Annotated in this window: 20 protein-coding genes and 1 pseudogene; 11 read left to right on the forward strand and 10 right to left on the reverse strand. The window is 72.6% G+C overall.

The window, feature by feature from the left end; translation table 11 throughout:
• Positions 1-7: 7 nt before the first annotated feature.
• Both N801_RS08510 and N801_RS08515 read right to left on the reverse strand, forming a co-directional pair.
• Positions 8-337 carry a DUF202 domain-containing protein gene (locus tag N801_RS08510; RefSeq protein WP_035936251.1) on the reverse strand — a complete coding sequence of 110 codons (330 nt, stop codon included), beginning with the start codon at positions 335-337 and terminating at the stop codon, positions 8-10.
• Positions 338-339: 2 nt separating this feature from the next.
• The gene (locus tag N801_RS08515) at positions 340-687 is read right to left on the reverse strand and encodes a YidH family protein (RefSeq protein WP_035936252.1); all 348 of its coding nucleotides are present in this window, start codon (positions 685-687) and stop codon (positions 340-342) included.
• Positions 688-755: 68 nt separating this feature from the next.
• On the opposite strand from N801_RS08515, the gene N801_RS08520 reads away from it, so the two are divergent.
• Both N801_RS08520 and N801_RS08525 read left to right on the forward strand, forming a co-directional pair.
• Entirely contained in the window at positions 756-1,031 is a 276-nt protein-coding gene (locus tag N801_RS08520; RefSeq protein ID WP_035936255.1) for a DUF2277 domain-containing protein, read from the forward strand.
• Positions 1,032-1,438: 407 nt separating this feature from the next.
• A complete protein-coding gene (locus N801_RS08525; RefSeq protein ID WP_211254693.1) occupies positions 1,439-4,480 on the forward strand; it encodes a replicative DNA helicase in 3,042 nt (1,013 codons plus the stop codon).
• A gap of 56 nt (positions 4,481-4,536) precedes the next feature.
• Here N801_RS08525 and N801_RS08530 read toward each other — a convergent pair whose 3' ends face one another.
• Positions 4,537-5,088, reverse strand: coding sequence for a DinB family protein (locus N801_RS08530; protein ID WP_211254694.1), 552 nt, complete (start codon positions 5,086-5,088; stop codon positions 4,537-4,539).
• A gap of 36 nt (positions 5,089-5,124) precedes the next feature.
• A complete protein-coding gene (locus tag N801_RS08535; protein ID WP_035936260.1) occupies positions 5,125-5,460 on the reverse strand; it encodes a YnfA family protein in 336 nt (111 codons plus the stop codon).
• 199 nt (positions 5,461-5,659) lie between these two features.
• Here N801_RS08535 and N801_RS08540 point away from each other — a divergent pair, with 199 nt between their 5' ends.
• The gene (locus N801_RS08540; RefSeq protein ID WP_156996629.1) at positions 5,660-8,449 is read left to right on the forward strand and encodes a helix-turn-helix transcriptional regulator; all 2,790 of its coding nucleotides are present in this window, start codon (positions 5,660-5,662) and stop codon (positions 8,447-8,449) included.
• A 472-nt stretch (positions 8,450-8,921) separates the two neighbouring features.
• On the opposite strand, the gene N801_RS08550 is transcribed toward N801_RS08540, so the two are convergent.
• The 4 genes from N801_RS08550 to gntA all read right to left on the reverse strand — a co-directional run bounded on the left by N801_RS08550 (position 8,922) and on the right by gntA (position 12,714).
• Positions 8,922-9,698 (reverse strand): isocitrate lyase/PEP mutase family protein, encoded by a 777-nt coding sequence (locus N801_RS08550; protein ID WP_035936271.1) that lies wholly within the window; start codon positions 9,696-9,698, stop codon positions 8,922-8,924.
• A gap of 117 nt (positions 9,699-9,815) precedes the next feature.
• Positions 9,816-11,138 carry a DUF2252 domain-containing protein gene (locus tag N801_RS08555; protein ID WP_035936275.1) on the reverse strand — a complete coding sequence of 441 codons (1,323 nt, stop codon included), beginning with the start codon at positions 11,136-11,138 and terminating at the stop codon, positions 9,816-9,818.
• Between the two features lie 272 nt (positions 11,139-11,410).
• Positions 11,411-12,031 carry a DUF1989 domain-containing protein gene (locus N801_RS08560; protein WP_035936278.1) on the reverse strand — a complete coding sequence of 207 codons (621 nt, stop codon included), beginning with the start codon at positions 12,029-12,031 and terminating at the stop codon, positions 11,411-11,413.
• Positions 12,028-12,714 (reverse strand): guanitoxin biosynthesis heme-dependent pre-guanitoxin N-hydroxylase GntA, encoded by a 687-nt coding sequence (gntA, locus tag N801_RS08565; RefSeq protein ID WP_052112777.1) that lies wholly within the window; start codon positions 12,712-12,714, stop codon positions 12,028-12,030. Before gntA ends, N801_RS08560 begins: the two co-directional genes overlap by 4 nt.
• A gap of 223 nt (positions 12,715-12,937) precedes the next feature.
• Here gntA and N801_RS08570 point away from each other — a divergent pair, with 223 nt between their 5' ends.
• On the forward strand, positions 12,938-13,855 hold the full coding sequence (locus tag N801_RS08570) for an Fpg/Nei family DNA glycosylase (RefSeq protein ID WP_084108529.1): 918 nt from the start codon (positions 12,938-12,940) through the stop codon (positions 13,853-13,855).
• A 785-nt stretch (positions 13,856-14,640) separates the two neighbouring features.
• On the opposite strand, the gene N801_RS08580 is transcribed toward N801_RS08570, so the two are convergent.
• On the reverse strand, positions 14,641-15,150 hold the full coding sequence (locus tag N801_RS08580; RefSeq protein ID WP_035936284.1) for a YqcI/YcgG family protein: 510 nt from the start codon (positions 15,148-15,150) through the stop codon (positions 14,641-14,643).
• Positions 15,151-15,292: 142 nt separating this feature from the next.
• On the opposite strand from N801_RS08580, the gene N801_RS08585 reads away from it, so the two are divergent.
• Both N801_RS08585 and N801_RS08590 read left to right on the forward strand, forming a co-directional pair.
• On the forward strand, positions 15,293-15,829 hold the full coding sequence (locus N801_RS08585; RefSeq protein ID WP_035936290.1) for a glycine cleavage system transcriptional repressor: 537 nt from the start codon (positions 15,293-15,295) through the stop codon (positions 15,827-15,829).
• Between the two features lie 139 nt (positions 15,830-15,968).
• Positions 15,969-16,475 carry a 2'-5' RNA ligase family protein gene (locus N801_RS08590; protein WP_035936295.1) on the forward strand — a complete coding sequence of 169 codons (507 nt, stop codon included), beginning with the start codon at positions 15,969-15,971 and terminating at the stop codon, positions 16,473-16,475.
• A gap of 33 nt (positions 16,476-16,508) precedes the next feature.
• Here the strand turns inward: N801_RS08590 and N801_RS08595 are convergent, their stop codons facing one another.
• The gene (locus N801_RS08595) at positions 16,509-17,129 is read right to left on the reverse strand and encodes a cytochrome b (protein WP_035936299.1); all 621 of its coding nucleotides are present in this window, start codon (positions 17,127-17,129) and stop codon (positions 16,509-16,511) included.
• A 77-nt stretch (positions 17,130-17,206) separates the two neighbouring features.
• Between N801_RS08595 and N801_RS08600 the strand changes: the two genes are divergently transcribed.
• The 5 genes and pseudogenes from N801_RS08600 to N801_RS08620 all read left to right on the forward strand — a co-directional run.
• Entirely contained in the window at positions 17,207-18,808 is a 1,602-nt protein-coding gene (locus N801_RS08600; RefSeq protein WP_211254695.1) for a fused MFS/spermidine synthase, read from the forward strand.
• A gap of 41 nt (positions 18,809-18,849) precedes the next feature.
• Complete coding sequence (locus N801_RS08605) at positions 18,850-19,620, forward strand: LamB/YcsF family protein (protein WP_035936305.1); 771 nt, start codon at positions 18,850-18,852, stop codon at positions 19,618-19,620.
• 14 nt (positions 19,621-19,634) lie between these two features.
• Positions 19,635-20,234, forward strand: a complete 600-nt coding sequence (locus N801_RS08610; RefSeq protein WP_245618313.1) for a 5-oxoprolinase subunit B family protein — start codon at positions 19,635-19,637, stop codon at positions 20,232-20,234.
• Positions 20,231-21,106, forward strand: coding sequence for a 5-oxoprolinase subunit C family protein (locus N801_RS08615; RefSeq protein WP_035936310.1), 876 nt, complete (start codon positions 20,231-20,233; stop codon positions 21,104-21,106). The genes N801_RS08610 and N801_RS08615 overlap by 4 nt, the downstream gene beginning before the upstream one ends.
• A gap of 87 nt (positions 21,107-21,193) precedes the next feature.
• Positions 21,194-21,908 (forward strand): annotated as a pseudogene (locus tag N801_RS08620) (acyl-CoA dehydrogenase family protein); the annotation flags it as partial.

Genomic DNA, 21,908 nt, shown 5'->3' on the forward strand with positions numbered 1-21,908 from the left:
GTGCCGGTCAGGTGGTGAGGGTGACCCACAGGGCAGCGACTGCCAGGGCAGCCGTGGCCAGGGTGACCACGACGACCTCGGTCGTCGCGGGCTCGAGGCCCGGCGCCGGGAAGTGGTGGGCGACGCGGCGCAGCCTCGTGCGCGTGTGGAAGAACATCCACGTGGCAGTGACGGCTGCCATGACGACGACGACGGCGACGACCGGACCGTGCTGCGTGGCCCACCGGAGGAACAGCAGCGACGCGGCGAGGAACGAGATCGCCGTGCGCTGCCAGGCCAGCGTCGTGCGCTCCGGCTGAAGCCCCGGGTCGGCGCGGGGGGAGGCGCGGTCGGCCACGGTTACCTCGCGACGACGAGGACGAGCAGCGCGGCCGCGAGAAGCACGCTCGCCACGACGAGGAACGGGATGAGGGTGGGGAAGGGGAGCGGGCGCCCACGGCGCATCGCCTGCTCGACCCGCAGCCAGCGGACGCCGGCGCCCACTGCCACCGCGACGCCGAGGACGGTGAGGCCGACGGCGACGATCCCGCGGGCCGTCTCGTCGAGGTCGATGCCGAAGCCCTCGATGGCCACCGCGCCGGCGATGAGGGCGAGACCGGTGCGGATCCAGGCCAGGAAGGTCCGCTCGTTCGCGAGGGTGAAGCGGGGGTCGGGTTCGGTGCCGTCACGCAGGGCCTCGGGGCGCATGCGTCGACCCTAGCCACCGCGGCACGTGAGGGGTGTCGGGTCCGGAGCGTGCGGCATACGCTCGGGGCATGTGCCGAAACATCCGTCAGCTGCACAACTTCGAGCCACCGGCCACGGACTCCGAGGTGTATGCCGCCGCGCTGCAGTACGTGCGCAAGGTGAGCGGGTCGACCAGGCCGTCGCAGGCGAACCAGGAGGCGTTCGACGCCGCGGTGCGGGAGGTCGCGGACGCGACCCAGCACCTGCTCGACCACCTCGTGACGACCGCGCCCCCCAAGGACCGGGAGATCGAGGCGGCCAAGGCGCGGGTCCGGTCGGCCGAGAGGTACGGGCGGGCCGGCTGACCACTCGCGGATCTCGACGCCGAGAGGGGTTCCCGCCGGCGGTTACTGCGTGGTATGGGGGTTTGCCGGGGGCCCGAACAGGCCGATCGGGTCATGCCGGACGAGTCGGCCCATGTGGACAGGACACGCCCGAAACTTTCTTTTTCACACATCGGTGGATGAGCATCGTTGCAGGTCAGAGGGCTGAGCGAGCCCCACCGGCGGGCTTGTCCACAGGGCTGTCCACCGGCTGTGCACAACAAGGGCGGGCGTTTTGCACCGCCTGTCCACAGGTTGTCCACAGGCGCGGTGGAACCGGTCCCGCAAACGCCCTAGGTTGGCCCGAGCCGGGTGAACGGCGAGATGTCGGTGGTGGCTGCTGCACTGGGTGACACGGCGTACTGGAGTTCGAACGGAAGGGTATGCAGGTGTCGATCGCGGAGCTCAGCAACGGCTACACGGGCTCCAGCGGCGGTCCCTCCGACGACCGGCTCCCACCTCAGGACCTCGGAGCCGAGCAGTCCGTCCTCGGTTCGATGCTCATCAACAAGGACGCGATCGCCGACTGCCTCGAGGTCGTCCGGTCGGTCGACTTCTACCGTCCGGCGCACGAGCTGATCTACGACGCGGTCCTCGACCTCTACGGCCGCGGGGAGCCCGCCGACGCCATCACGGTCGCCGACGAGCTGTCCAAGCGCGGTGACCTCACCCGCGTGGGCGGCCAGGCCTACCTCCACCAGCTCATCCAGTCGGTGCCGACCGCGGCCAACGCCGGGTACTACGCCGAGATCGTCCACGAGCGGGCCGTCCTGCGCCGGCTCGTCGAGGCCGGCACCCGCATCGTGCAGATGGGGTACGGCCAGGGCGAGGGCGACATCGACGACATCGTCAACCGCGCGCAGGCCGAGGTGTACTCGGTCGCGGAGAAGCGCGGCGGCGAGGACTACCACCAGCTGGGCGAGCTCCTCAACGCGACGATGGAGGAGATCGAGGCCGCGGCCGGCCGCACCGACGAGATGATCGGGGTGCCGACGGGGTTCATCGAGCTCGACAACCTCACCCACGGGCTGCACGCCGGTCAGATGATCGTCATCGCGGCGCGCCCCGCCGTCGGCAAGGCGCTGTCGCTCGACACGCCCCTGCCCACTCCGTCGGGATGGACGACGATGGGTGCGGTCGCGACCGGCGACCTCCTGCTCGACGCCTCGGGGCGGCCGACGCGTGTCGTGGCGGCGACCGAGGTCATGGAGGGCCGGCCGTGCTATGAGGTCGAGTTCTCCGACGGATCGGTCATCGTCGCGGACGCCGAGCACCAGTGGGCCATCGAAGACGGGGAGGTCGTGACCACGCAGCACATGGTCGACCTCGGTCTCAGGCCCAAGATCGCTCATGACGTGCGGTACGTCGAAGGTGTCCGGGCCACGCCGTCGGTGCTGGTGCGCTGCGTCGAGGTGGACAACGACGACCACCTTTACCTCGCCGGACCGACTCGCATCCCCACCCACAACTCGACGCTGGGGATCGACATCGCGCGCGCCGCGGCGATCAAGCACGGCATGGCGACGGCCGTGTTCTCGCTGGAGATGAGCCGCACCGAGATCACGATGCGCATCCTCTCGGCCGAGGCCACCATCCAGCTCCAGGACCTCCGCAAGGGCCTCAAGGGGCAGGAGCAGTGGAACAAGCTGGCCCGCGTCATGGGCAAGATCTCGGACGCCCCGCTCTTCATCGACGACTCGCCCAACATGTCGCTCATGGAGATCCGGGCCAAGTGCCGCCGGCTCAAGCAGCAGCACAACCTCAAGATGGTCATCATCGACTACCTCCAGCTGATGAGCTCGGGCAAGAAGGTCGAGTCCCGCCAGCAGGAGGTCGCCGAGTTCTCGCGTGCGCTCAAGCTCTTGGCCAAGGAGCTCGAGGTCCCGGTCATCGCCATCTCGCAGCTGAACCGTGGCCCGGAGCAGCGCACGGACAAGCGTCCGCAGATGTCCGACCTCCGTGAGTCCGGTTGCCTGCCTGCTGAGACGCGCATCCTGCGGGCTGACACTGGCGCCGAGACGTCGATCGGCGAGATCGCGAGGTCCGGTGAGAAGGACCTCACGGTGTGGGCGCTCGATGACGGGCTCCGCTACACCAAGCGGACGATGACGCACGCCTTCTCGACGGGAGTCGCACCGGTCTTCCGGCTCACGCTGGCGTCGGGCAAGACCGTACGGGCGACGGAGAACCACCCCTTCCACACCTACGAGGGCTGGAAGCCGTTGGCCTCACTGCGATCGGGTGACCGCGTGGCAGTCCCGCGCCACGTGCCCTCACCGCTTCTCGTCAGTGACTGGCAGGATTCCGAGGTGGTCATGCTGGCTCACCTCATCGGTGACGGGTCGTTCGTGAAGCGCCAGCCGATCCGGTACGCGAGCATCTACGAGGCCAACCTGGAGGCGGTGACCAAGGCCGCCCTGGCCTTCGGGATCTCGGCGGTGCGCGACGAGTATGCCGTCGCGCGATGCACCAATCTGAGGCTTCCGGCGCCCTTCCGGCTGGCTCGGGGCAAGCGGAACCCGATCGCGGAGTGGCTCGACGGGATGGGCCTCTTCGGGGCCCGGTCGCACGAGAAGTTCGTTCCGGCGGACGTGTTCACCCTGCCGAAGGAGCAGATCGCTCTGTTCCTCCGACACCTCTGGGCCACCGACGGCTCTGTGACGGTGTTGAAGAACGGCCGAGGTGGACGGGTCTACTACGCCTCGACATCACGACGACTGGTCGACGACGTGTCGAGACTGCTCCTCCGATTCGGTATCCAGACACGCGTCCGTGTCACCAAGAAGCCCGGCTATCGCGACGGGTACACGCTTGACATCTCCGGCGTGGACAGCCAACGGCGCTTCCTCAGGGAGATCGGTGTTCACGGAGCGCGCGCCGTCGCGGCTGAGCGGTTGCTCCAGATCGTCCTCGAGCTCACCGGCAACACCAACGTCGACACCGTCCCCAAGCAGGTGTGGGACGACGTGCGGGACTCCATGTCCGAGAAGGCAATGACGTCCCGCGCGTTCCAGCAGGCCTTGGGCACCCAGTACTGCGGGTCCGCCCTCTACGCGAGCAACCCTTCACGCCAGCGCCTGGCGAAGGTGGCCGAGGTGCTCGACGATGCGTCCTTGGAGCTCATGGCAGTCAACGACGTGTTCTGGGACTCGGTCGTGGCGATCGAGCCCGACGGCGTCGAGGAGGTCTACGACGCGACCGTTCTGGACTGCCACAACTTCATCGCGAACGGCATCTCCGTGCACAACTCGATCGAGCAGGACGCTGACCTCGTCATCCTGCTGCACCGGGACCGCTCCGACCCCGAGCGCGACGGCGAGGCCGACGTCATCGTGGCCAAGCACCGTAACGGCCCGACGGCCGACCTCGTTCTCGCCTTTCAGGGCCACTACAGCCGCTTCAGCAACATGGCCAAGGACGGCGGCTTCTAGCTCGGGACACCTGGCTGCGAGGAGTGCGGAGGCCCTGCTCCATGGGCTTGCACCGCTCAGTGACGGTCCAGGCCAGGGCCGTGAGGTGGCAGCGTCAGCTGGTGGGCGTGGAAGTCGAAGTGCTCGGTGCCGTAGTGGTAGACGTCCAGCAGGGTCATCGTGTCGCGGAAGAACGGGTCCCAGTCGACAGGGAAGTGCATTCGGCGAGCCAACGACTCGTCAGTCTCGTGGTCCAGGCGCCGGTGCAGAACGGTGATGACCCGGTCGGCCTGCGCTTCGAGACGGGCGCCGTGGAAGACCATCGCGCCCCCGCACGAGCCCAAGTAGTTCACCACCTGGAATGGTCGCCTGCCGGCATTCAGCGTCCGGGCGAACCTCCGGCTGTAGCCGTCCGGCAGCCGCCCGAACAGACGCACCAACCAGAGCAGGCGCAGCACGATCATGTAGCCGAAGACCATGTGGAACAGCATCTGTTGGTTGGTCCACCGTGTGCCGGTGGTGCGCCGTTTCAGATCCGTGGACGAGGCGCTGGCTGCGAGGGCGTGCAGCAGCCCGCGAGCGCGCTGCAGTTCCGCGTGAATGGACTGCCGGTCCACCGGATCACTCATGGCGCTCCTTCGCCGAGCATCGCAGGGATGGTGACTCTAGGCGGGGCGAGGCGCGTACATGATGACCCCGACCCCGACGAGACAGATGGCGGCACCGGCCAGGTCGTACCGGTCCGGGCGGAAGCCATCCAGCGCCATGCCCCAGGCCAGCGACCCGGCCACGAAGACGCCGCCGTAGGCAGCCAGGATCCGCCCGAAGTTCGCGTCGGCCTGGAGTGTGGCGACGAAGCCGTAGAGGCCCAGCGCGATGACCCCTGCTCCGGCCCACGCCCACCCCCGCTGCTCCCGGACGGCCTGCCAGATCAGCCACGCGCCGCCGATCTCCGCGAGAGCGGCCAAGGCGAACAGGAACGCGGACCGGGCGACCGTCATGCCGAGCATCCTCTCAGGACCGCAGGATCGGCACTGTGCAGAGCCAGTACGTCCACCGGACGCACCTTCCAGTCCCGCCTGAAGCCACGGACAGGCGCTGCTGGCGTCGACACTCCGCGGCGGCCACGGGATCGGACGTCAACGGTCAGGGCGACGAGAGCGGGGACGAGTCGACGGACGCCGGAGTACCGTGCGGTTCATGGCGATCTTCAGCCATGAGGTCGGTGCCGGGAGGGTGACGGTCGGCCGTGACGTCGAAATGGACCATCTGGCACGGCTGCTCGCTGATGCAGGCGGGGGTCGTCCGGCGATCACGGTCGTGCGGGGCGAGGCGGGGAGCGGCAAGACGCACCTGTTGGAGGTCCTGGCAGCGCGCGCCAGGGACGACGGCTGGACCGTGCTGGGGGTCAGCGGTGTCGAGGCCGAGACGGGTCTGTCGGGGGGTGGCCTCCTCGCGGTCCTGCGCCCCCTCCGCGACCTCCTACCCTCGGTTCCCAGCGCGCAGGCGGAGGCCTTGGCGGCCGTGCTCGGATGGCGTCGGGCGCGCGCCGGATCCGGCGACCGCTTCCTCGTGGGCGCTGCGACCTTGAGCCTGCTCGCCGCCGCGGCGGTGCAGCACCCGGTCCTCCTGCTGCTCGACGACGTGCAGTGGCTCGACGTGGGGTCAGTCGACGCCCTCATGTTCGCTGCCCGTCGTCTGGGCCACGACCGCGTGGCGACCGCGCTGGGCATCCGCGAGGACGTCGCGCTGCCGCTTCGTCTCGCTGACGTCGACGTGCTGGACCTCGCCGGCCTGACGCCCGGGTCGGCGCGCGAGCTGCTCGGCCCCGGGGTCGCGAACCACGTCGCCGCCCGGCTGGTGGCCGAGACCGGGGGGAACCCCCTGGCCCTGCGCGAGTGTCGACGCGTGCTGGACGGGGCGCAACGGGCGGGAGCCGCCCCCCTACCCGCCACGCTCCCAGTGCCGCAGCGTCTCCGGACGGTGTACTCGGACCGGCTCGCGGCTCTCCCACCCGACGCGTGGCAGGCGGTCGTCGTGTGCGCCGCGAACCTCGACGGGACTGCGGGGCCCGTCCTCACGGCCCTGGCGGAGCTGGGGCTGGACGCCGAGGTGTGCATCGCGGACGCGGCGGACGTCCTCGACCTCGCGCCGGGCGCGTTGGTCTTCCGGCACCCGCTGCTGCGGTCGACCGCGTGGGTGCGAGCATCCGGACGCGAACGATGCGCCGCCCACGCCGCCCTGGCAGCAGTCACCGATGGCGCCGTGAGTGTGTGGCACCGTGCCGAGGCGACGACAGGACATGACCCGGCGCTCGCCGACCAGCTGGCGGCCGTGGCGGAGGAGGAACGGGCACGGCACGGCCCGGGTGCCGCCTCGCGGGCGATCGAGCGTGCCGCACGGCTCACTCCGGACGCCTCGCAGCGCGGCGAGTGGCTGGCGGTCGCGACGGAGGACGCCTTCGTGGCCGGTGACTCCGCGCGGGCTCGTCAGCTCGCTGCGGAGGTGCTGGCCTCCGACGCCGGCCCGGCAGCTCGCGCACACGTTCTCTTCGTCCTCGGGACTCTCGAACAGGCCCACGGCACCCTCACCGCGGCGAAGGGCAGGCTGGCGCAGGCGGCAGAGCTTGCCAGCGGCGACGTCCTGCTCCGCGTGCTGGTCGAGCTGTTCGGCGTCTGCCACCTGCTCGACGACACCGCCGGCATGCTCGTGGCCGCCGAGCGGGCCGCTGCGGTCGCTGACCGAGACCGTCCGGAGCAGGACATGCTCGCGTCGTACGTCCTCGGGGCGGCGCGGGTGGTCGACGGCCACCCCGACGTGGGAGCAGGCCTGCTTCACCACGCGACCTCTGTGGCGGAGTCCGACGATCGGCTGCGGGACGACCCGCGTCACCTCGTCACGTCGCTCCTCATCTCCCGGTGGCTCATGGACCCGTTGCCGGCGCTCCCGTACGCCGAACGACGCATCGGCCGCGCCCGTGAGCAGGGCGCGCTCGGTGTGCTCGCCGGTGGTCTGGCCCTCTATGCGATGGGCCTGGCGTGGATGGGCGACCACGTCCGCGCCTACGCCGCCGCCGGGGAGTCGGTCGAGCTGCTCGAGGCGCTGGACCTGCGCCTCGACGTCGGGACTGCCTCGGAGGTCATGGCCCTCGAGAGCGCCTACCGCGGAGCGCACGACGAGGCGAGTCGACACCTGCTCCGCGCCCGCGCGGTGGTCGCCGCGAACGGCTTCGACCCGATGCCACCGCACCTGGCGCGCATCGTCGCCACGTGTGCGCTGTGCGCCGGTGACCTCGAGACGGTGGTGGTGGTCCTCGAGGACCAGATCGCCCGGTTCGAGGGGGTGGGCGCGTACCTCGAGCCCCTGGGCGTGGCCCCGGACCTCGTCGAGGCGTACGTCGGGCTGGGCCGGGACGAGGACGCGCGAGCGCTGACCGCCCGCTTCCGGGACGTCGTGCAGGGGCGACCGCAGGCCCAGATCCCCCCGGTGGCCGCCATGGTCAGCCGGTGCGAGGGTCTGGTCGCGGACGACCTCGGTCGCGCCGAGAAGGCGCTCGAGCAGGCACTGTCCCTCCACGACCCCCGCACGGACCGCCTCGAGTCCGCCCGGACCCGGTTGATCCTGGGGATGCGCCTGCGCCGGGGCGGCCGCCGAGTCGACGCCCGGACGCACCTCCGGACGGCCCAGCGTGAGTTCGAGGCGATGGGCCTGACCCTGTGGGCCGGGCGGGCCGCCGCGGAGACCGCGGCCACCGGGGAGCGTCTGCAGACGCGCGAGGGGACGGGGGAGCCGCTCACGTCCCAGGAGACGAGGGTCGCCCTCCTCGTGGCCACGGGGCTGACCAACCGCGAGGTCGCGGCCTCGCTGTTCCTCAGCCCGAAGACGGTCGAACACCACGTCGGAGCGGTGCTGCGCAAGCTCGGGCTCCGGTCGAGGACCGAGCTGGCGCGCTCGTTCGCCCGCGCGGACGACGCGACCGAAGCGCCCTAGGAGGGTGGTCAGCGCGTGGCGGCCGCCGGCGCGACGTGCTCGACCCCGAGGGATCGTGGCGATGCCTCCCGAGATGGGGGATGTCCCCGACGCGAGCGGGTGGCCGGGGCCGGGATCGTCGGTGGTCCCACCACGAAAGGAACGACCATGGCCCCCACGACCTCGCGACCGTCCCCCGTGCCACGTCGTGCCGAGGTCCTACGACGCCTCAGCGTGGGGTTGGCCGCCGGCCTCGGGATGGGCCCGGTGTTCTCGACGCCGGCACCGGCGGCTCCCGTGCGCGGCATACGGCACGGCCGGCGAGTGACCACCGGCGACCGGACGCCGCGACCGGCGCGTCTTCTCGCGGGAGGGCGCGGACGCGTCCGGGACGCCGTCCCTGGCCGGTGAGGTCCTCGTCCTCCCCCACCTCGCGCTGACGCCGGAGCGCTGACGCCGGAGCGCTGACGCCGCAGCGCGGAGCGGGGAACGGCTAGTTGAGGATGCGCATCGACGAGGGGACGCCGCCTCCGCGCGCGACCTCCTCGGCCAGCTCCTGCAGCGCGGTGAGGGCGACGTTCTGGGACAGGGGACCGTGCGAGACGCGGGCCACCCCGAGCTCCTGCTGGCGGGCGAGCGACGGCGTACCGGGAATCGCGATGGTCGTGAGCCGCTGCGGGCCGAACGCGTCGACGAGCGTGACGATCTCCTCCTCGCTGAGGATCGCCGGCACGAACACGGCGGGGGCGCCGGCGTCGAGGTAGGCCCGGCCCCGCTCGACCGCCTCCGCGAGGACCTCGCTGCGGTCGCGGCCGCGGCCGAGGTGGAACGCGTCGGTCCGGGCGTTGAGCACGAAGTCGGGCACACCCTCGTCGGCGGCCGCGGCCATCACGGCCTCGACCTGGGCGGCGGCCTCGGCCAGCGGCTTCATCTGGTCCTCGAGGTTGGCGCCGACGATCCCTGCCCCGATGGCACGACGGACGGTGTCGGGTGCGTCTCCGTAGCCCCCCTCGAGGTCGGCGCTGACGGGCAGGTCGGTCGCGTCGACGATCCGACGACACATGTCGATCATCTCCTCGACCGGGATGACCTCCCCGTCGGGGTAGCCGAGGGTGGCGGCGATCGAGTGGCTCGCGGTCGCCAGGGCCTTGGTGCCGGTCACGGCGGCGACGGTCTTCGCGCTGATCGCGTCCCAGACGTTGACCATGGTGAGGAGCTCGGGGGCTCGGTGGAGGGCGAGCAGGTCGGTCGCGCGTGCGGAGGAGGTCATGTCATCGAACAAAGCCGCAGCGTCGGATCCTATTCCCGGGCCTTGCCCGGACCTCGCCCGGATATCGCCCGGATCTCGCCCGGGGACGGTGCACTCGGCTTGACGCCGGGCGCCGGCTCAGACCGCCTCGATGCCCAGTCCGCCGTCCCTGAAGGCCTCGACGAAGAGCGCGTGGTCGGTCCGGACCTGGCCGGCATACGCCATCGCCCGCTGGACCACCCACGCCGTGAACTCGGTGCGCCGCCCCTCCACCGAGCCGGCGACGGCCTCCTCGACCTGGAAGTCCACGAGCTCCTGGTCGCTGTCCTCGTCGGAGGCGCAGTGGATCTTCGCCGTCGCCTGGCCGAGCTGGCGGACGACGATGCCGATCTCGTCCGGTTCGGACAGGTCGTGCCACGCGAGGTCGACCTCGTACGGGGAGATCTCGGAGAGGACGAACCCGACCCCGTCGATCGTCGTGTGACCGAGGAGTGCGTCCGTGTGCGCCTGCAGCGCCCGCTGGCTCACCACCGTGCGGTGGGCCTCGTGCTCGAAGGCGGCCTCCACGTCCGCGCTGTCGACGAACCTGCGCAGCACCGGGATGCTGGCCTGCTTCATCTCGACGAGGACGTCGTTCTCCAGCGCCTGGCTGTGACCCTCCAGCAGCAGCGTGTAGGAGGGCATGCCCGCGCTGCCGATGCCGTGGCTGACGGTGGCCACGACGTCGCGCACGTCGTAGAAGACCGGGGTGCGGCTGCGCTTGTCCTCGGGGATCGTCTCGAGGTAGCGCTCGAAGGCGTCCATGACGGTGGACCGCTCGGCCTTCCCGATGCGCCGGGCCCCGCCCGTGGCGACGAAGAGGCGCTGGTGGTCCTCGACGGTGGTCAGGGTGTCCAGCAGGTCGACCCGGCGCACCTCGCGGGCCTTGCGCAGCGCGGCCAGGACCGGACCGCGGGCGTTGTCGAGGCGCAGGGCGAAGTCGGTGTCGCCGGGAACGTCGCGGTAGTGGTTGACCTGCCGCAGGTAGGCGCGCAGGTAGCCCTCGATGAGCCCGCGGACCGTCTCGTCCGGCAGCGCCTTCTGCCACCCCAGCACCGCGAGCGACGTCGAGAAGCGCAGCAGATCCCACGTGAAGTGACCGAGGTAGGCCTCGTCGAAGTCGTTGACGTCGAACACGAGCCGCCCACCCGCGTTGAGGTAGGTGCCGAAGTTCTCGACGTGCAGGTCCCCGTGGACCCAGATCCGCGAGGACCGGTCGTCGACGTAGGGCGCGTCCATCCGCGTGACGTCGCGGTAGAACACCCCGGCCGCACCCCGGTAGAACGAGTGCGGGTCGTGGGCCATGCTTCGGAACTTCGCCCGGTATGCCGTGGGCTCGGCGGCCATCGCCTCACCGAACGACTCCCGGAGCACGTCCACGATGACCTGGCGTCGGCTGCTCGATGACTCGGTCCGGGGCATGAGTCGGACCCTAGACCCGCCCCGGGGGTCGGGCCCCGCCTCGCGCCCCTCGAGAAGGAGCGACCGGCAGCGGCCGCCCATCGGGGTGGAGTGACCGCACCCCGGCCGTGCGAGGGTTGGACCCCATGAGCCCCCTGCAGATCCGTCCCGTCGGAGGCGCCGCCGGCTGCCTCACCATGATCGCCGTCTCCATCGTCCTCTCGATCCTGCTGACGCTGGTGCTCAACCTCCTCGTGTGAGCCATCCCCGAACACCGTCACCGAAGGTGCCCGTCATGCCCCGCCCGCCCGCGTCACCGACCAGTCGATCGGTTTGCACACCCCACCGTTGGACTTCTCCGCCGAACAGGCGGTGATCCCCACGTGCAGGTCCATCTCGGCCCGGACCGAGAAGCGGTCGCCCGCCCGGCTCGGCGGAGGGCCGATGTGCAGCTCGCCGTCGCCGTCGGCCCAGACGTTCATGAAGATGTTGAGCGTCGTGCCGACCTGGTCGGGCCCGACCCCGTGGGGTGAGAGCGCGCCGACGAGGTTGGCGAAGCAGCTCGGGTGCGGTGCGCCGCCGAGGTCCGGGTAGAGGATGTCGAAGGTCTGCTGGCTGCACGGAGTCAGCAGGAAGTCGTGGGTCCCGCACGTGTCCTCGACGATGGTGAGCATCGGCCGGCTGCGGTTGCTCCAGAGCCGGCCACCGGTCGTGAACCGGATCGTGTTCTCGAAGTCGATCGAACGTCCCGACGAGAGCGTCTCGGCGACGTCGTCGGCGGCGACGCAGTAGAGGTCGCTCACCTGCACTCCGCTGGGGTCGACGATGGTGAGGACGTCGCCGGGTTCGAGTCGGACGTGGGTGCCGGTCTGCGGCGCGAGGCGCGAGAAGCCGGGCTGGCGGTCGAGGGTCATGACGTCGAGGATGCCGGGTCGCGGTCGTCCTCGACCGTCAGGGGGGCCTGCCAGGAGTCGGGCACCGCCCTGCCGGAGTACTGGCGGGCCTCCGAGATGGTGCCGTGGTCGGCCACCATCGGGTTGACCGAGCCCTGCAGCTCGGCGTCCCGCTGACGGATCGCGTCGCGCATGTGCCCGTAGCGCTCCGACTGCTTGAGCTGCTCGAACTGCGCGTGCAGGTTGAACGTCAGCACCGGCCACGGCGCGCGCCGAGCGATCCGGGACGCGTGGGGGTGCAGGCCGACGACGAAGAACGCGGTGCCCCCGATGCTGAAGGAGAAGTCGACGTCGTCGGGGTCGCTCGAGACCTCGGGGTTCCACGGGGTGTCGTCGAAGTCGCAGAGGTGCTGCAGGGTGCGCCACAGGGCGTCCTCGAAGGCGCGCTCGGTGGCAGGCGGGGTCCCGCCGAACACCGCCAACAGCGACGTGAAGCCGTCGTCGGGGTCGGCCGACTCCCCGAACTCGCGCAGGGCCCGGTGGACGTCGAGGCTGCTCGCCGCGCTCCCGAGCCGGCCCGTGGTGACGACGTGCGCTCGGTCGCGGTTGAAGACCGCACGCGCTCCCAGACAGGGGTACTCGGGGTCCAGCACCCACTCCTTCATCTGGGTCAGCACGTCGTCGGGTGAGGGTCGGATCGTCACCCCGTGACCGTAGGCAGGCCGGTGACCGCCCCACCACCCCCGTTGGGGTGGGCGGCCGGTGGGCCTTCGGTCGCGCTGACGGGCCGGCTGACGGTGGCGTGGACCATGCTGGGTCCATGGCGATGCGCGGCGGAACGAGGGTGACGTGGGCGCGGGGGCCGGACGACGGGAGGGTCGTCCTCAGGCTCGCGAGCGAGGTCAAGCGGGCGGACGGGGACTGAGCGTGGCCGAGGGACACGCCGTCCACGGCATCGCCGGGCGCCTGCGCCAGTTCGTCGGCCAGCCGGTGCGGTCGTGCTCACCCAACGGTGAGTTCGCCGCCGAGGTCTTCGACCGTCGGGTCGTCGCCGACGCCCAGGCCGTGGGCAAGCACCTGCTCGTCTCGGCGGTCGGCGTCGAGCTCACCGCCCACCTCCACCTCGCCATGGACGGCGCGGTCTCCGTCCGCCGGCACACGCGTGCACTGGACGGGGACTTCCCGCGGACCGAACCGCCCGTTCACGGCAACGTCTCGTGGCGGCTCCTGTCGGCGACGCACCTCGGGGAGCTCACCGACCCCGCGGTCTGCGAGCTCCTCGACGGCGACGGGGTCCTCGCGCTGCGCGCGCGACTCGGGCCGGACCCGCTGCGCGCGGACGCCGAGCCGGACCTCGCGCGCCGGCGCATCCAGGCCTCCCGCCGGCCCGTCGGCGCCCTCCTCATCGACCAGAAGGTCATCGCCGGCATCGGCAACGTCTACCGTGCCGAACTGCTCCACCGTGCCCGGCTCGACCCGTTCACCCCGGGCCGCGACATCGACGACGACACCTTCGGCGCGCTCTGGCAGGACGCCGTCGACCTCATGACGCTGGGCTTGGGCGCCCGCTGGATCGTCACGGACGAGGCGCAGATGGTGGCTGCGCGCGAGGTACTCGTGCGCGGCGAGCGGGTGCCTCGATGGCCCAAGAGGTATGCCGTCTACGGCTGGGCCGGGCGTCCGTGCCCCGTGTGCGGCACGACGGTGCAGGCGCAGCGGATGGGGCTGCAACGGATGTTCTGGTGCCCGGCCTGCCAAGGCGTCGGGAGCCCGGCTCGGGCCGGCGAGGTCGAGGGACACACGATGGCGTTGCCGAGCGTGTGGCCGGAGCCGACGCGGCGGTAGGCCGGCACGATGGCTTCGAGGGGAACTGTCGACCCGGGTCGCAGCCGGACCTGGTCGCGCCGATGGCAGAGCGACGTCGTCCGGCCGAAGAGGAGCCCGGCCACGTCGTCGTGGCTGAGTCCCGAGGGCGTGTGGGAGATCTTCGTGACGGGCGCGGCGAGGATGTCGGCAATGTCATCCGGGCCGGTGGGAGCCGCTCGGTCCTCGGCGCCGCGCTCTGTTTTCGGCGCCGCGCTCGGTCGCCGGCGCCCGCACGTCGTTGTGGACGGCCCTGTGCACTGCTGCGCCCCAGCGCAGCACGCGAACCCCGCCCCACCGCTGTGCACTGCTGCACCCCAGCGCAGCAGTGCACAGTCGCGACGCGGTCAGGGTGTGCACTGCTGCGGCTCAGCGCAGCAGCGCACAGTGCCGCGCGAGGGGCGGGCGGGGCGGGGGTCAGCCGGCTGCACTGCTGCGGCTCAGCGCAGCAGTGCACAGGTCAGATCAGGGACGACGTCAGCGGGTACGTGAAGACAGGGGAGCCCGACGTGCGCCAGCGCGATGGCGCCCAGCCCTCGGCGTGCGCGCCCATCCCGACCCGTTTCATGCCGCACACCTCATCGCCCGGTGAGGACCGCGTGACGGACGGGCCCACCGACTCGCCGACGCCGGACCACGTGCCGCCGCGCACCTGGCGACGCAGACCGCGCAGCCCGAGGGCGATCCCGGCAGGGAGGGCGAAAGCCGGCCGGCAAGCGCCCGCCGTGGACGTCACCGTGGCGGGAGGCGACGGCGACCCGTGCCGGTCAGCGCGAGGTGGTCAGGGGCCGGACGACGAGAACGGGCCACGGCGCACGACGGGCGGCCTCGGGCGACTGCGGGTGCAGCAGCTCGACGGACCAGGCGTCCCCGGCCAGGGCGAAGGCGTGGTCGGCCGCCTCGAGGGCGCTCACCACGGTGTCGTCCCACGGACCGTCGTCGAAGTCGCTGAGGTGCTGCAGCGTGTGCCACAGCCGGTCCTCGAGGGAGCGCTCGCTCACCGACAGAGGACCCTCGAGAAGGGCGAGGAGGGAGCGGGAGCCGCCGTCGACGGCGTTCTGGGCAGTGAGCTCCCGCACGGCGCCGTAGACGTCGAAGCTGCTGTTGGGACTGCCCAGCCGGCCGGTCGTCACGACACGGACGTCCGGTCCGTCAACGGCGACGCGGGCACCGGGGAAGGGCTCGGGCGCGCTGCGCACCCACGTGCGCACCTCGGCCAGCGGGCCTCGGTCCTCGTCCGTCACGGTCGGGTCGGAGAGGGTGTGGGTCAGGGTCATCGGTGGCTCCTCGCGCAGTCCGGGCGTCGCGCCTCGGAGATGTCGGGCGCCGAGCCCGAGCTGTCTCGAACCTAGGCGTGGTGACCGCGCCGGACTACCTCCCTAGGGGTGGCAGGAGCGCCCTGCCCGGCTACGATCGAGCGTGACCACTCTCGTCCTCACCGTCATCGGCGACGACCGCGCCGGACTCGTCAAGGCCCTCGCCGACGTCATCGCGGAGGGCGGCGGCAACTGGGAGCGCAGCCATCTCAGCGAGCTCGGCGGCAAGTTCGCCGGCATCGTCCTCGTCACCGTGCCCGAGGACCGGGCCGATGCCCTGCGTGCCGCCCTGGCGCCCCTCGAGGGGCTCCTCGACGTGTCCGTGCACTCGGGGTCGACGCCCAGCCCCGGCGAGGCCGCCGACCCGGACGACCTCCGGCACGTGCGCATCGAGCTCCTCGGCAACGACCGCCCGGGCATCGTCGGTGCCGTGTCCGGCGTCCTGGCCCGCCACGGTCTCAGCGTCGCCTCGCTCGAGAGTGTCACCCGCGACGCACCGATGGCGGGCGGGCGCCTCTTCGACGCCCGTGCGGTCGTCACGGTGCCGCGGGACGTCGACCTCGCGCTCGTGCAGACCGACCTCGAGGAGATCGCGAGCGAGATCATGGTCGAGGTGTCGCTCAGCCCGGACGAGGGCTGACCTCCAGCCCTCGCTCCCTGCCGGACCCGCCCGCGCCCGGACCCGCCCGCGCCCGGACCCGCCCGGACCCGCCCGCGCCCGGAACCGGTCCCGGCCCCGGTCCCACCGAGGCGGTGGGCCGGTGGGCCACGATGGGCACATGCAGGCGCTGGAGCTGCTCCTCGACGACGACACCGATGACGCGGTGCGGCGGGAGTGGCTGACGCTCAGCCGGGCCGGGCTGCCGAGCCAGGCCGACCACACCGGGGGGACGAACGCCCCCCACATCACGGTGCTCGCCACCGACGACCTGCCGGCGTCCGACGAGGAGGTCGGGGCGTCCCTCACGGGCCTGGTCCCGGTGACCGTGCGGCTCGGGCCGGTCATCGCGTTCCCCGGACGACGGCTCGTCCTCGCCCGCCTCGTCGTCGCCGACGCCATGCTGCTCCAGCTCCACGCGACCGTCGTCGCCGCGAGCCGCGCCGCCCCCAGCCCGCTCACCACCCCGGGCAGGTGGGTGCCCCACGTGACGCTCGCACGCGGCATACCGATGGGTGATCTGGGTGCGGCACTGTCGCTGCTGCGGACGCCCGGCCTGGACGGCTCCGCGACCCGGCTGAGGCGATGGGACAGCGTGGAGAGGAAGACCTACCCGGTCCACTGCTGACGCGGTCCGGCACGAGCAGCGCAGCAACCGCGTTCAGAGCATGCGGCGGAGCTGGCCCTGCCGGGCGTGCCCGAGCATGAGGCCGACGTGCACCGCGATGGCGGCGAAGAACAGCAGGTGTGCGGCGACGTGGACACCGAGCCAGTGGCTCCCCACCTCGAGGAGCAGCAGTCCGGTGAGGGGGATGACGAACAGCAGGCCGATGAGCACCTTCTCGGTCACGGCCGAGATGCGCCTCGCCGCCGGGCCCAGGTGCTCGGCCCACGGCGGCAGCCCGTGACGCCGCCACAGGACCCGGGCGATGCCCAGAGCGAGGACGAGCAGGCCGAGAGCGACGTGCGCGAGGGGCAGCGACGGGTCGGTCGGCCGGTGGAGCGAGTCCCGGACGAACTCGTCGTCGGCACGGTCGCTGCGCGCCTCCAGCTCGTCCTCGAGCCGGGCGACCTCGTCGCGAGCGGCGTCCCGGGCGTCGCCCTCGAGGCTGTCGGCCCGATCCTCGAGCTGCTCCAGGCGAGCCTCCTGGGCCGCGAACGCGCCGTCGTCGGCCTCCATGCTCCAGCCCACGACGAACTGGGCGCTCAGGGCGAGCACCGTCACCCAGTGCAGGATCTTGGAGACCCGCCCGTAGCCGTGAGGACCGTTGCGCCAGCGCATGGACCGACCCTAGAGGTCCGCTGCGCGGTGACCGGTCGTGCGCGTCGCTGCGATTCGGCTGCGGATCCGCTGTGGGGGTGCGCGAGGATGCGCGGGTGGACCTCGACGCGCAGGACGACACCCGCTCCGGACCCGAGCCGGACGCCGGTGGCGCCAGCAGCGCCGACAGCCTCCATGGCGGCGAGCCGTTGAGCGCGCGCACCGCGGCTGCCCTCGTCTTCGGCTCGAGCGCCGCCGTCCTCGTCGTGGAGCTCGTCGCCCTGCGCCTCCTCGCGCCCTACCTCGGGCTCACCCTCGAGACCAGCACGCTCGTCATCGGCGTCGCCCTGGCCGCGATCGCGGCCGGTGCCTGGGTGGGTGGGCGCGTCGCCGACGGCACCGACTCCCGGCGCCTCCTGGGGCCGCTCCTCGCGACGTCCGGCGCGTGCGTGGCGCTCATGCCGGTGGTCGTGCGCGGGGGTGGGGAGGTCGCCGGCGCGGGGGTCTTCCTCTTCGCCGCCGCGGCCATCTTCGTCCCGGGCGCCCTGCTCTCGGCGATCTCGCCGATCGTGGCGACGCTCCGCCTCACCGACCTCGCCCGGACCGGCAGCGTCGTCGGCGGGCTCTCCGGCGTGGGCACCCTCGGCGCCATCGCGGGGACGGTCCTCACCGGCTTCGTCTTCGTCACCGCGTTCCCCGTGAGCGCGATCCTCGTGGGCCTCGGCGTGGTGCTCGTCCTCGCCGGCGTGGTCGTCGGGGCCCGGCTCGGTCGCGGCGGCCGGTCCGGGCTGGTGCGGACGGCCCCGCCGGCCCTGCTCGTGGTCCCGGGCCTGCTCGGCGCCGTCTGGGGTCCGGGCAGCTGCGACGTCGAGACGGTCTACCACTGCGCCCGGGTCGTCCAGGACGACGACCGCCCCACCGGGCGGGTGCTCGTCCTCGACGGGCTCCGGCACTCCTACGTCGACCTGGCGGACCCGACCCACCTCGAGTTCGACTACATCGCCGCGCTGGCGTCGGTGGCGGACACCGCGTTCCCGGCGACCGAACCCCTCACCGCCTACCACCTCGGCGGGGGCGGGCTCACCCTCCCGCGCTACCTCGCGGAGGTGCGGCCGGGCACGAGGAGCGTCGTCTCCGAGATCGACGCCGGTGTGCTCGACGTCGACGTCGACCGGCTGGGCCTCGAGACCGGACCCGACCTCGACGTGCGGATCGAGGACGGTCGTCTGGGCGTCGAGCGGATCGCGGCCGCCAGCCAGGACCTCGTCGTCGGGGACGCGTTCGGTGGGGTGTCGGTCCCGTGGCACCTCACGACCCGCGAGGCCATGACCGAGGTGCGTCGCGTGCTGGGTCCCGGCGGCCTCTATGCCGCGAACCTCATCGACTTCGGACCCATGGACTTCGTCCGGGCCGAGATCGCGACGCTGCGGACCGTCTTCGACCACGTCGTGCTGCTTGCGGGCACCGACGTGCTCGAGGGTGAGGCGGGGGCCGGCGGCAACGTCGTCGTCGTCGCGTCGCAGGCGCCGGTGGACGGCGCCGCGCTCGGGGACCGCCTGGGCGGTCGCGTCCCGGACTGGCGCCTCCTCGCGGGCGCTGAGCTCGACACCTGGGTCGGCGACGCCATGGTGCTCACCGACGACCACGCGCCGGTCGACCAGCTCCTCACCCCGTACCCGACACCGGGGCGGCCCGGATGACCTCCGCGACACCGCACCCCAGCGGGGCGGAGGATGCAGGCATGACGCACACGGTCGACCTCAACAGCGACCTCGGCGAGGGCTTCGGCCGGTGGACCCTCGGCGACGACGACGCGATGCTCGACCTCGTCACCAGTGCCAACGTCGCGTGCGGCTTCCACGCCGGCGATCCCAGCATCCTGCGACGCGTCTGCGCCTCGGCCGCGGAGCGCGGAGTCGCGATCGGGGCGCAGGTCGGACACCGTGACCTCGCCGGCTTCGGTCGTCGCCACATCGAGGTCGATCCTGCGGAGCTGGTCGACGAGGTGATCTACCAGATCGGGGCGCTGGACGCCTTCGCCCGGGTGGCCGGGACCCGGGTCCGCTACGTCAAGCCGCACGGGGCGCTCTACAACGCCGCCGCCGTCACGCCCGTCACCGCGGACGCCATCGCCGAGGCCGTCGCCCTGTTCGACGACTCCCTCGCCCTCGTCGGGCTCGCCGGCTCCGAGCTGCTCCGGGCGGCGGGCGACGCGGGGCTCGCCGCCGTGTCCGAGGCCTTCGCCGACCGGGCGTACACGCCGGACGGGCTGCTCGTGTCGCGGCGCGAGCCCGGCGCGGTCCTGGAGGACCCCGCGGAGGTCGCCCGGCGGTGCGTGCAGCTGGTCCGCCACGGCACGGTCACCGCGGTGGACGGGTCGACCATCCGCGTTGCGGCACAGTCGATCTGCGTCCACGGCGACACCCCGGGCGCCGTCGACATCGCGCGGGCGGTGCGGCGGTCGCTGGCCGACGCCGGGATCACGGTCCGTCCGTTCGCCGACCCTCCATGAGGAGCCTTCGGCCCGTGGGCCTGCACGGCCTGCTCGTCGAGTGCGACGACCTCGAGGAGGTCATGGCCCTGCACCGCGCCCTCGACGCCGAGCGGCCGCACGGTGTCGTCGACGTCGTGCCGGCCGCTCGGACGGTGTTGCTCACCTTCGGGCCCACGACGTCCTGGGCGACGGTCGCCGCGGCGGTCACCGACCTCGACACCGGGCTGCCGCCCCGGTCCGGGCAGGAACGTGAGGTCGTCATCCCGGTGACGTACGACGGGGTCGACCTCGACGACGTGGCCGAGCTGACCGGCATGGGCAGGGACGAGGTCGTGCGGCGCCACCTGGCCGCGGACCACCGGGTCGCCTTCACCGGGTTCGCCCCCGGCTTCGCCTACGTCGTCGGCAGCGACCGGGGCCTCGACGTCCCCCGGCGGGCCACGCCACGCACCCGGGTCCCCGCCGGATCGGTCGCTCTCGCAGCGGAGTTCACCGGCATCTACCCTCGCGAAGGGCCCGGTGGCTGGCAGCTCATCGGTCGGACGGACGTGACCCTGTGGGACCTCGACCGGGACCCGCCGGCCCTGCTCACCCCGGGCACCCGCGTGCGGTTCACCGAGGCCTCCTCGTGATCGAGGTCGTCCTCGCCGGAGCGCTGACCACCGTGCAGGACCTCGGCCGGCCCGGCCACGCGCACCTGGGGGTGGGTCGCTCGGGTGCCGTCGACCGCCCCAGCCTCCGTCTGGCCAACCGGCTCGTCGGCAACCCCGAGGACGCCCCCGCCCTCGAGCTCACCTTCGGTGGCCTGACGCTGCGCGCCCACGACTCGGTGACCGTCGCCCTCACCGGCGCCCCGGCCCGGCTGACCCTCGAGGGTCGACCGGGTGCGATGCACGCCGCGATCACCGTCGCCGCGGGGGAGACCCTCGAGATCGGTATGCCGTCTCGTGGCGTGCGCACCTACCTCGCCGTGCGTGGCGGACTGGTCTGCGACCGCGCGCTGGGGTCCGCGTCGACGGACGTGCTCTCCGGGCTGGGCCCACCGCCGGTGACGGACGGTGTCCGGTTCGCCGTGGGCCGTCCGACCGCCCCGGTCCCCGGCGTCGACGTGGTGCCGGGCCGCTCGTGGCCGGTCGAGCCGGTGCTGCGACTCCTCCGCGGGCCCCGCGACGACTGGTTCGCCCCCGAGGCGCTCGAGCTGCTGGGCTCCGCCCGCTTCGAGGCCACGCCGTCCTCGGACCGGGTCGGCGTGCGGCTGGACGGACCGCCGCTCACCCGGGTGCGCGAGGGTGAGCTGCCCTCGGAGGGGATGGTCGAGGGTGCGGTGCAGGTGCCGCCGGACGGGCACCCGGTGGTCTTCCTCGCCGACCACCCGGTGACCGGCGGCTACCCGGTGGTCGCCGTCGTCCATCCCGACGACGTCCCCGTGGCGGCGCAGCTGCGCCCGGGGGACGGGGTGCGGTTCCGGTTCGTGCCGGGTCCGGTCAGCCCCCCTTTGGGGTGAGGCACGCACGCTGGAACGCAGCTACCGTCGGAGGATGACCGATCCCTGCACGGCGGGCCCTGGCGCACGCGACGCGACGGTCGCTGCGTGAGCGACGGACCCCCGGCGGGAGGGGCCCGCCTGCCGTCTGCCACGGCGACCTCCTTCCTCGACTGGGCCGACGCCGGCCTCGTCGCCGCAGCGCGTGGGGCGGGTCCCGACCTCGGGGCCGCACTCGCCCTGGCCCGCGAGCTGGGGCCGGTCTCGGTGGAGCTGGGTCGTCGATCCTGGATGGTCCTCCGGGTCCTCGGCTCCCTCGGCGCGGGGGACCTCACGGTCGCCCGCGTCGTCGAACCGCACCTCGACGCGCTCGCGATCCTGGCCCAGGCCGCCGGCGGCGACGAGCCCGCCGTGAGCGCACCACCGGGCAGCACGTGGGGGGTGTATGCCGCCCACGCACCCGGCGCGCACCTTCGCGCCACCCCGTCCGGGCAGGGGTGGACGCTGGACGGGACCAAACCGTGGTGCTCGCTCGCCGGCGAGGTCAGCCACGCCGTCATCACCGCCCACGTCGACGAGCACCGGCGACGCGCCTTCGCCGTCGACCTCGCCCATCCCGGCGTCGAGCGGTCCGACGCACCGTGGGTCTCACGCGGCCTCGCCGCCGTGCGCAGCACCGGCCTGCGCCTCACCGCCGTCCCGGCCACGCCGGTCGGTCCGCCCGGCTGGTACCTCTCCCGTCCCGGCTTCGCTTGGGGCGGCGTCGGGGTGGCCGCGGTCTGGTTCGGGGCCGCGGCCGCGCTCGCCCAGACCGTGCTCGACG

Source organism: Knoellia aerolata DSM 18566 (genome assembly GCF_000768695.1).
In the GTDB taxonomy this organism is placed as follows: domain Bacteria; phylum Actinomycetota; class Actinomycetes; order Actinomycetales; family Dermatophilaceae; genus Knoellia; species Knoellia aerolata.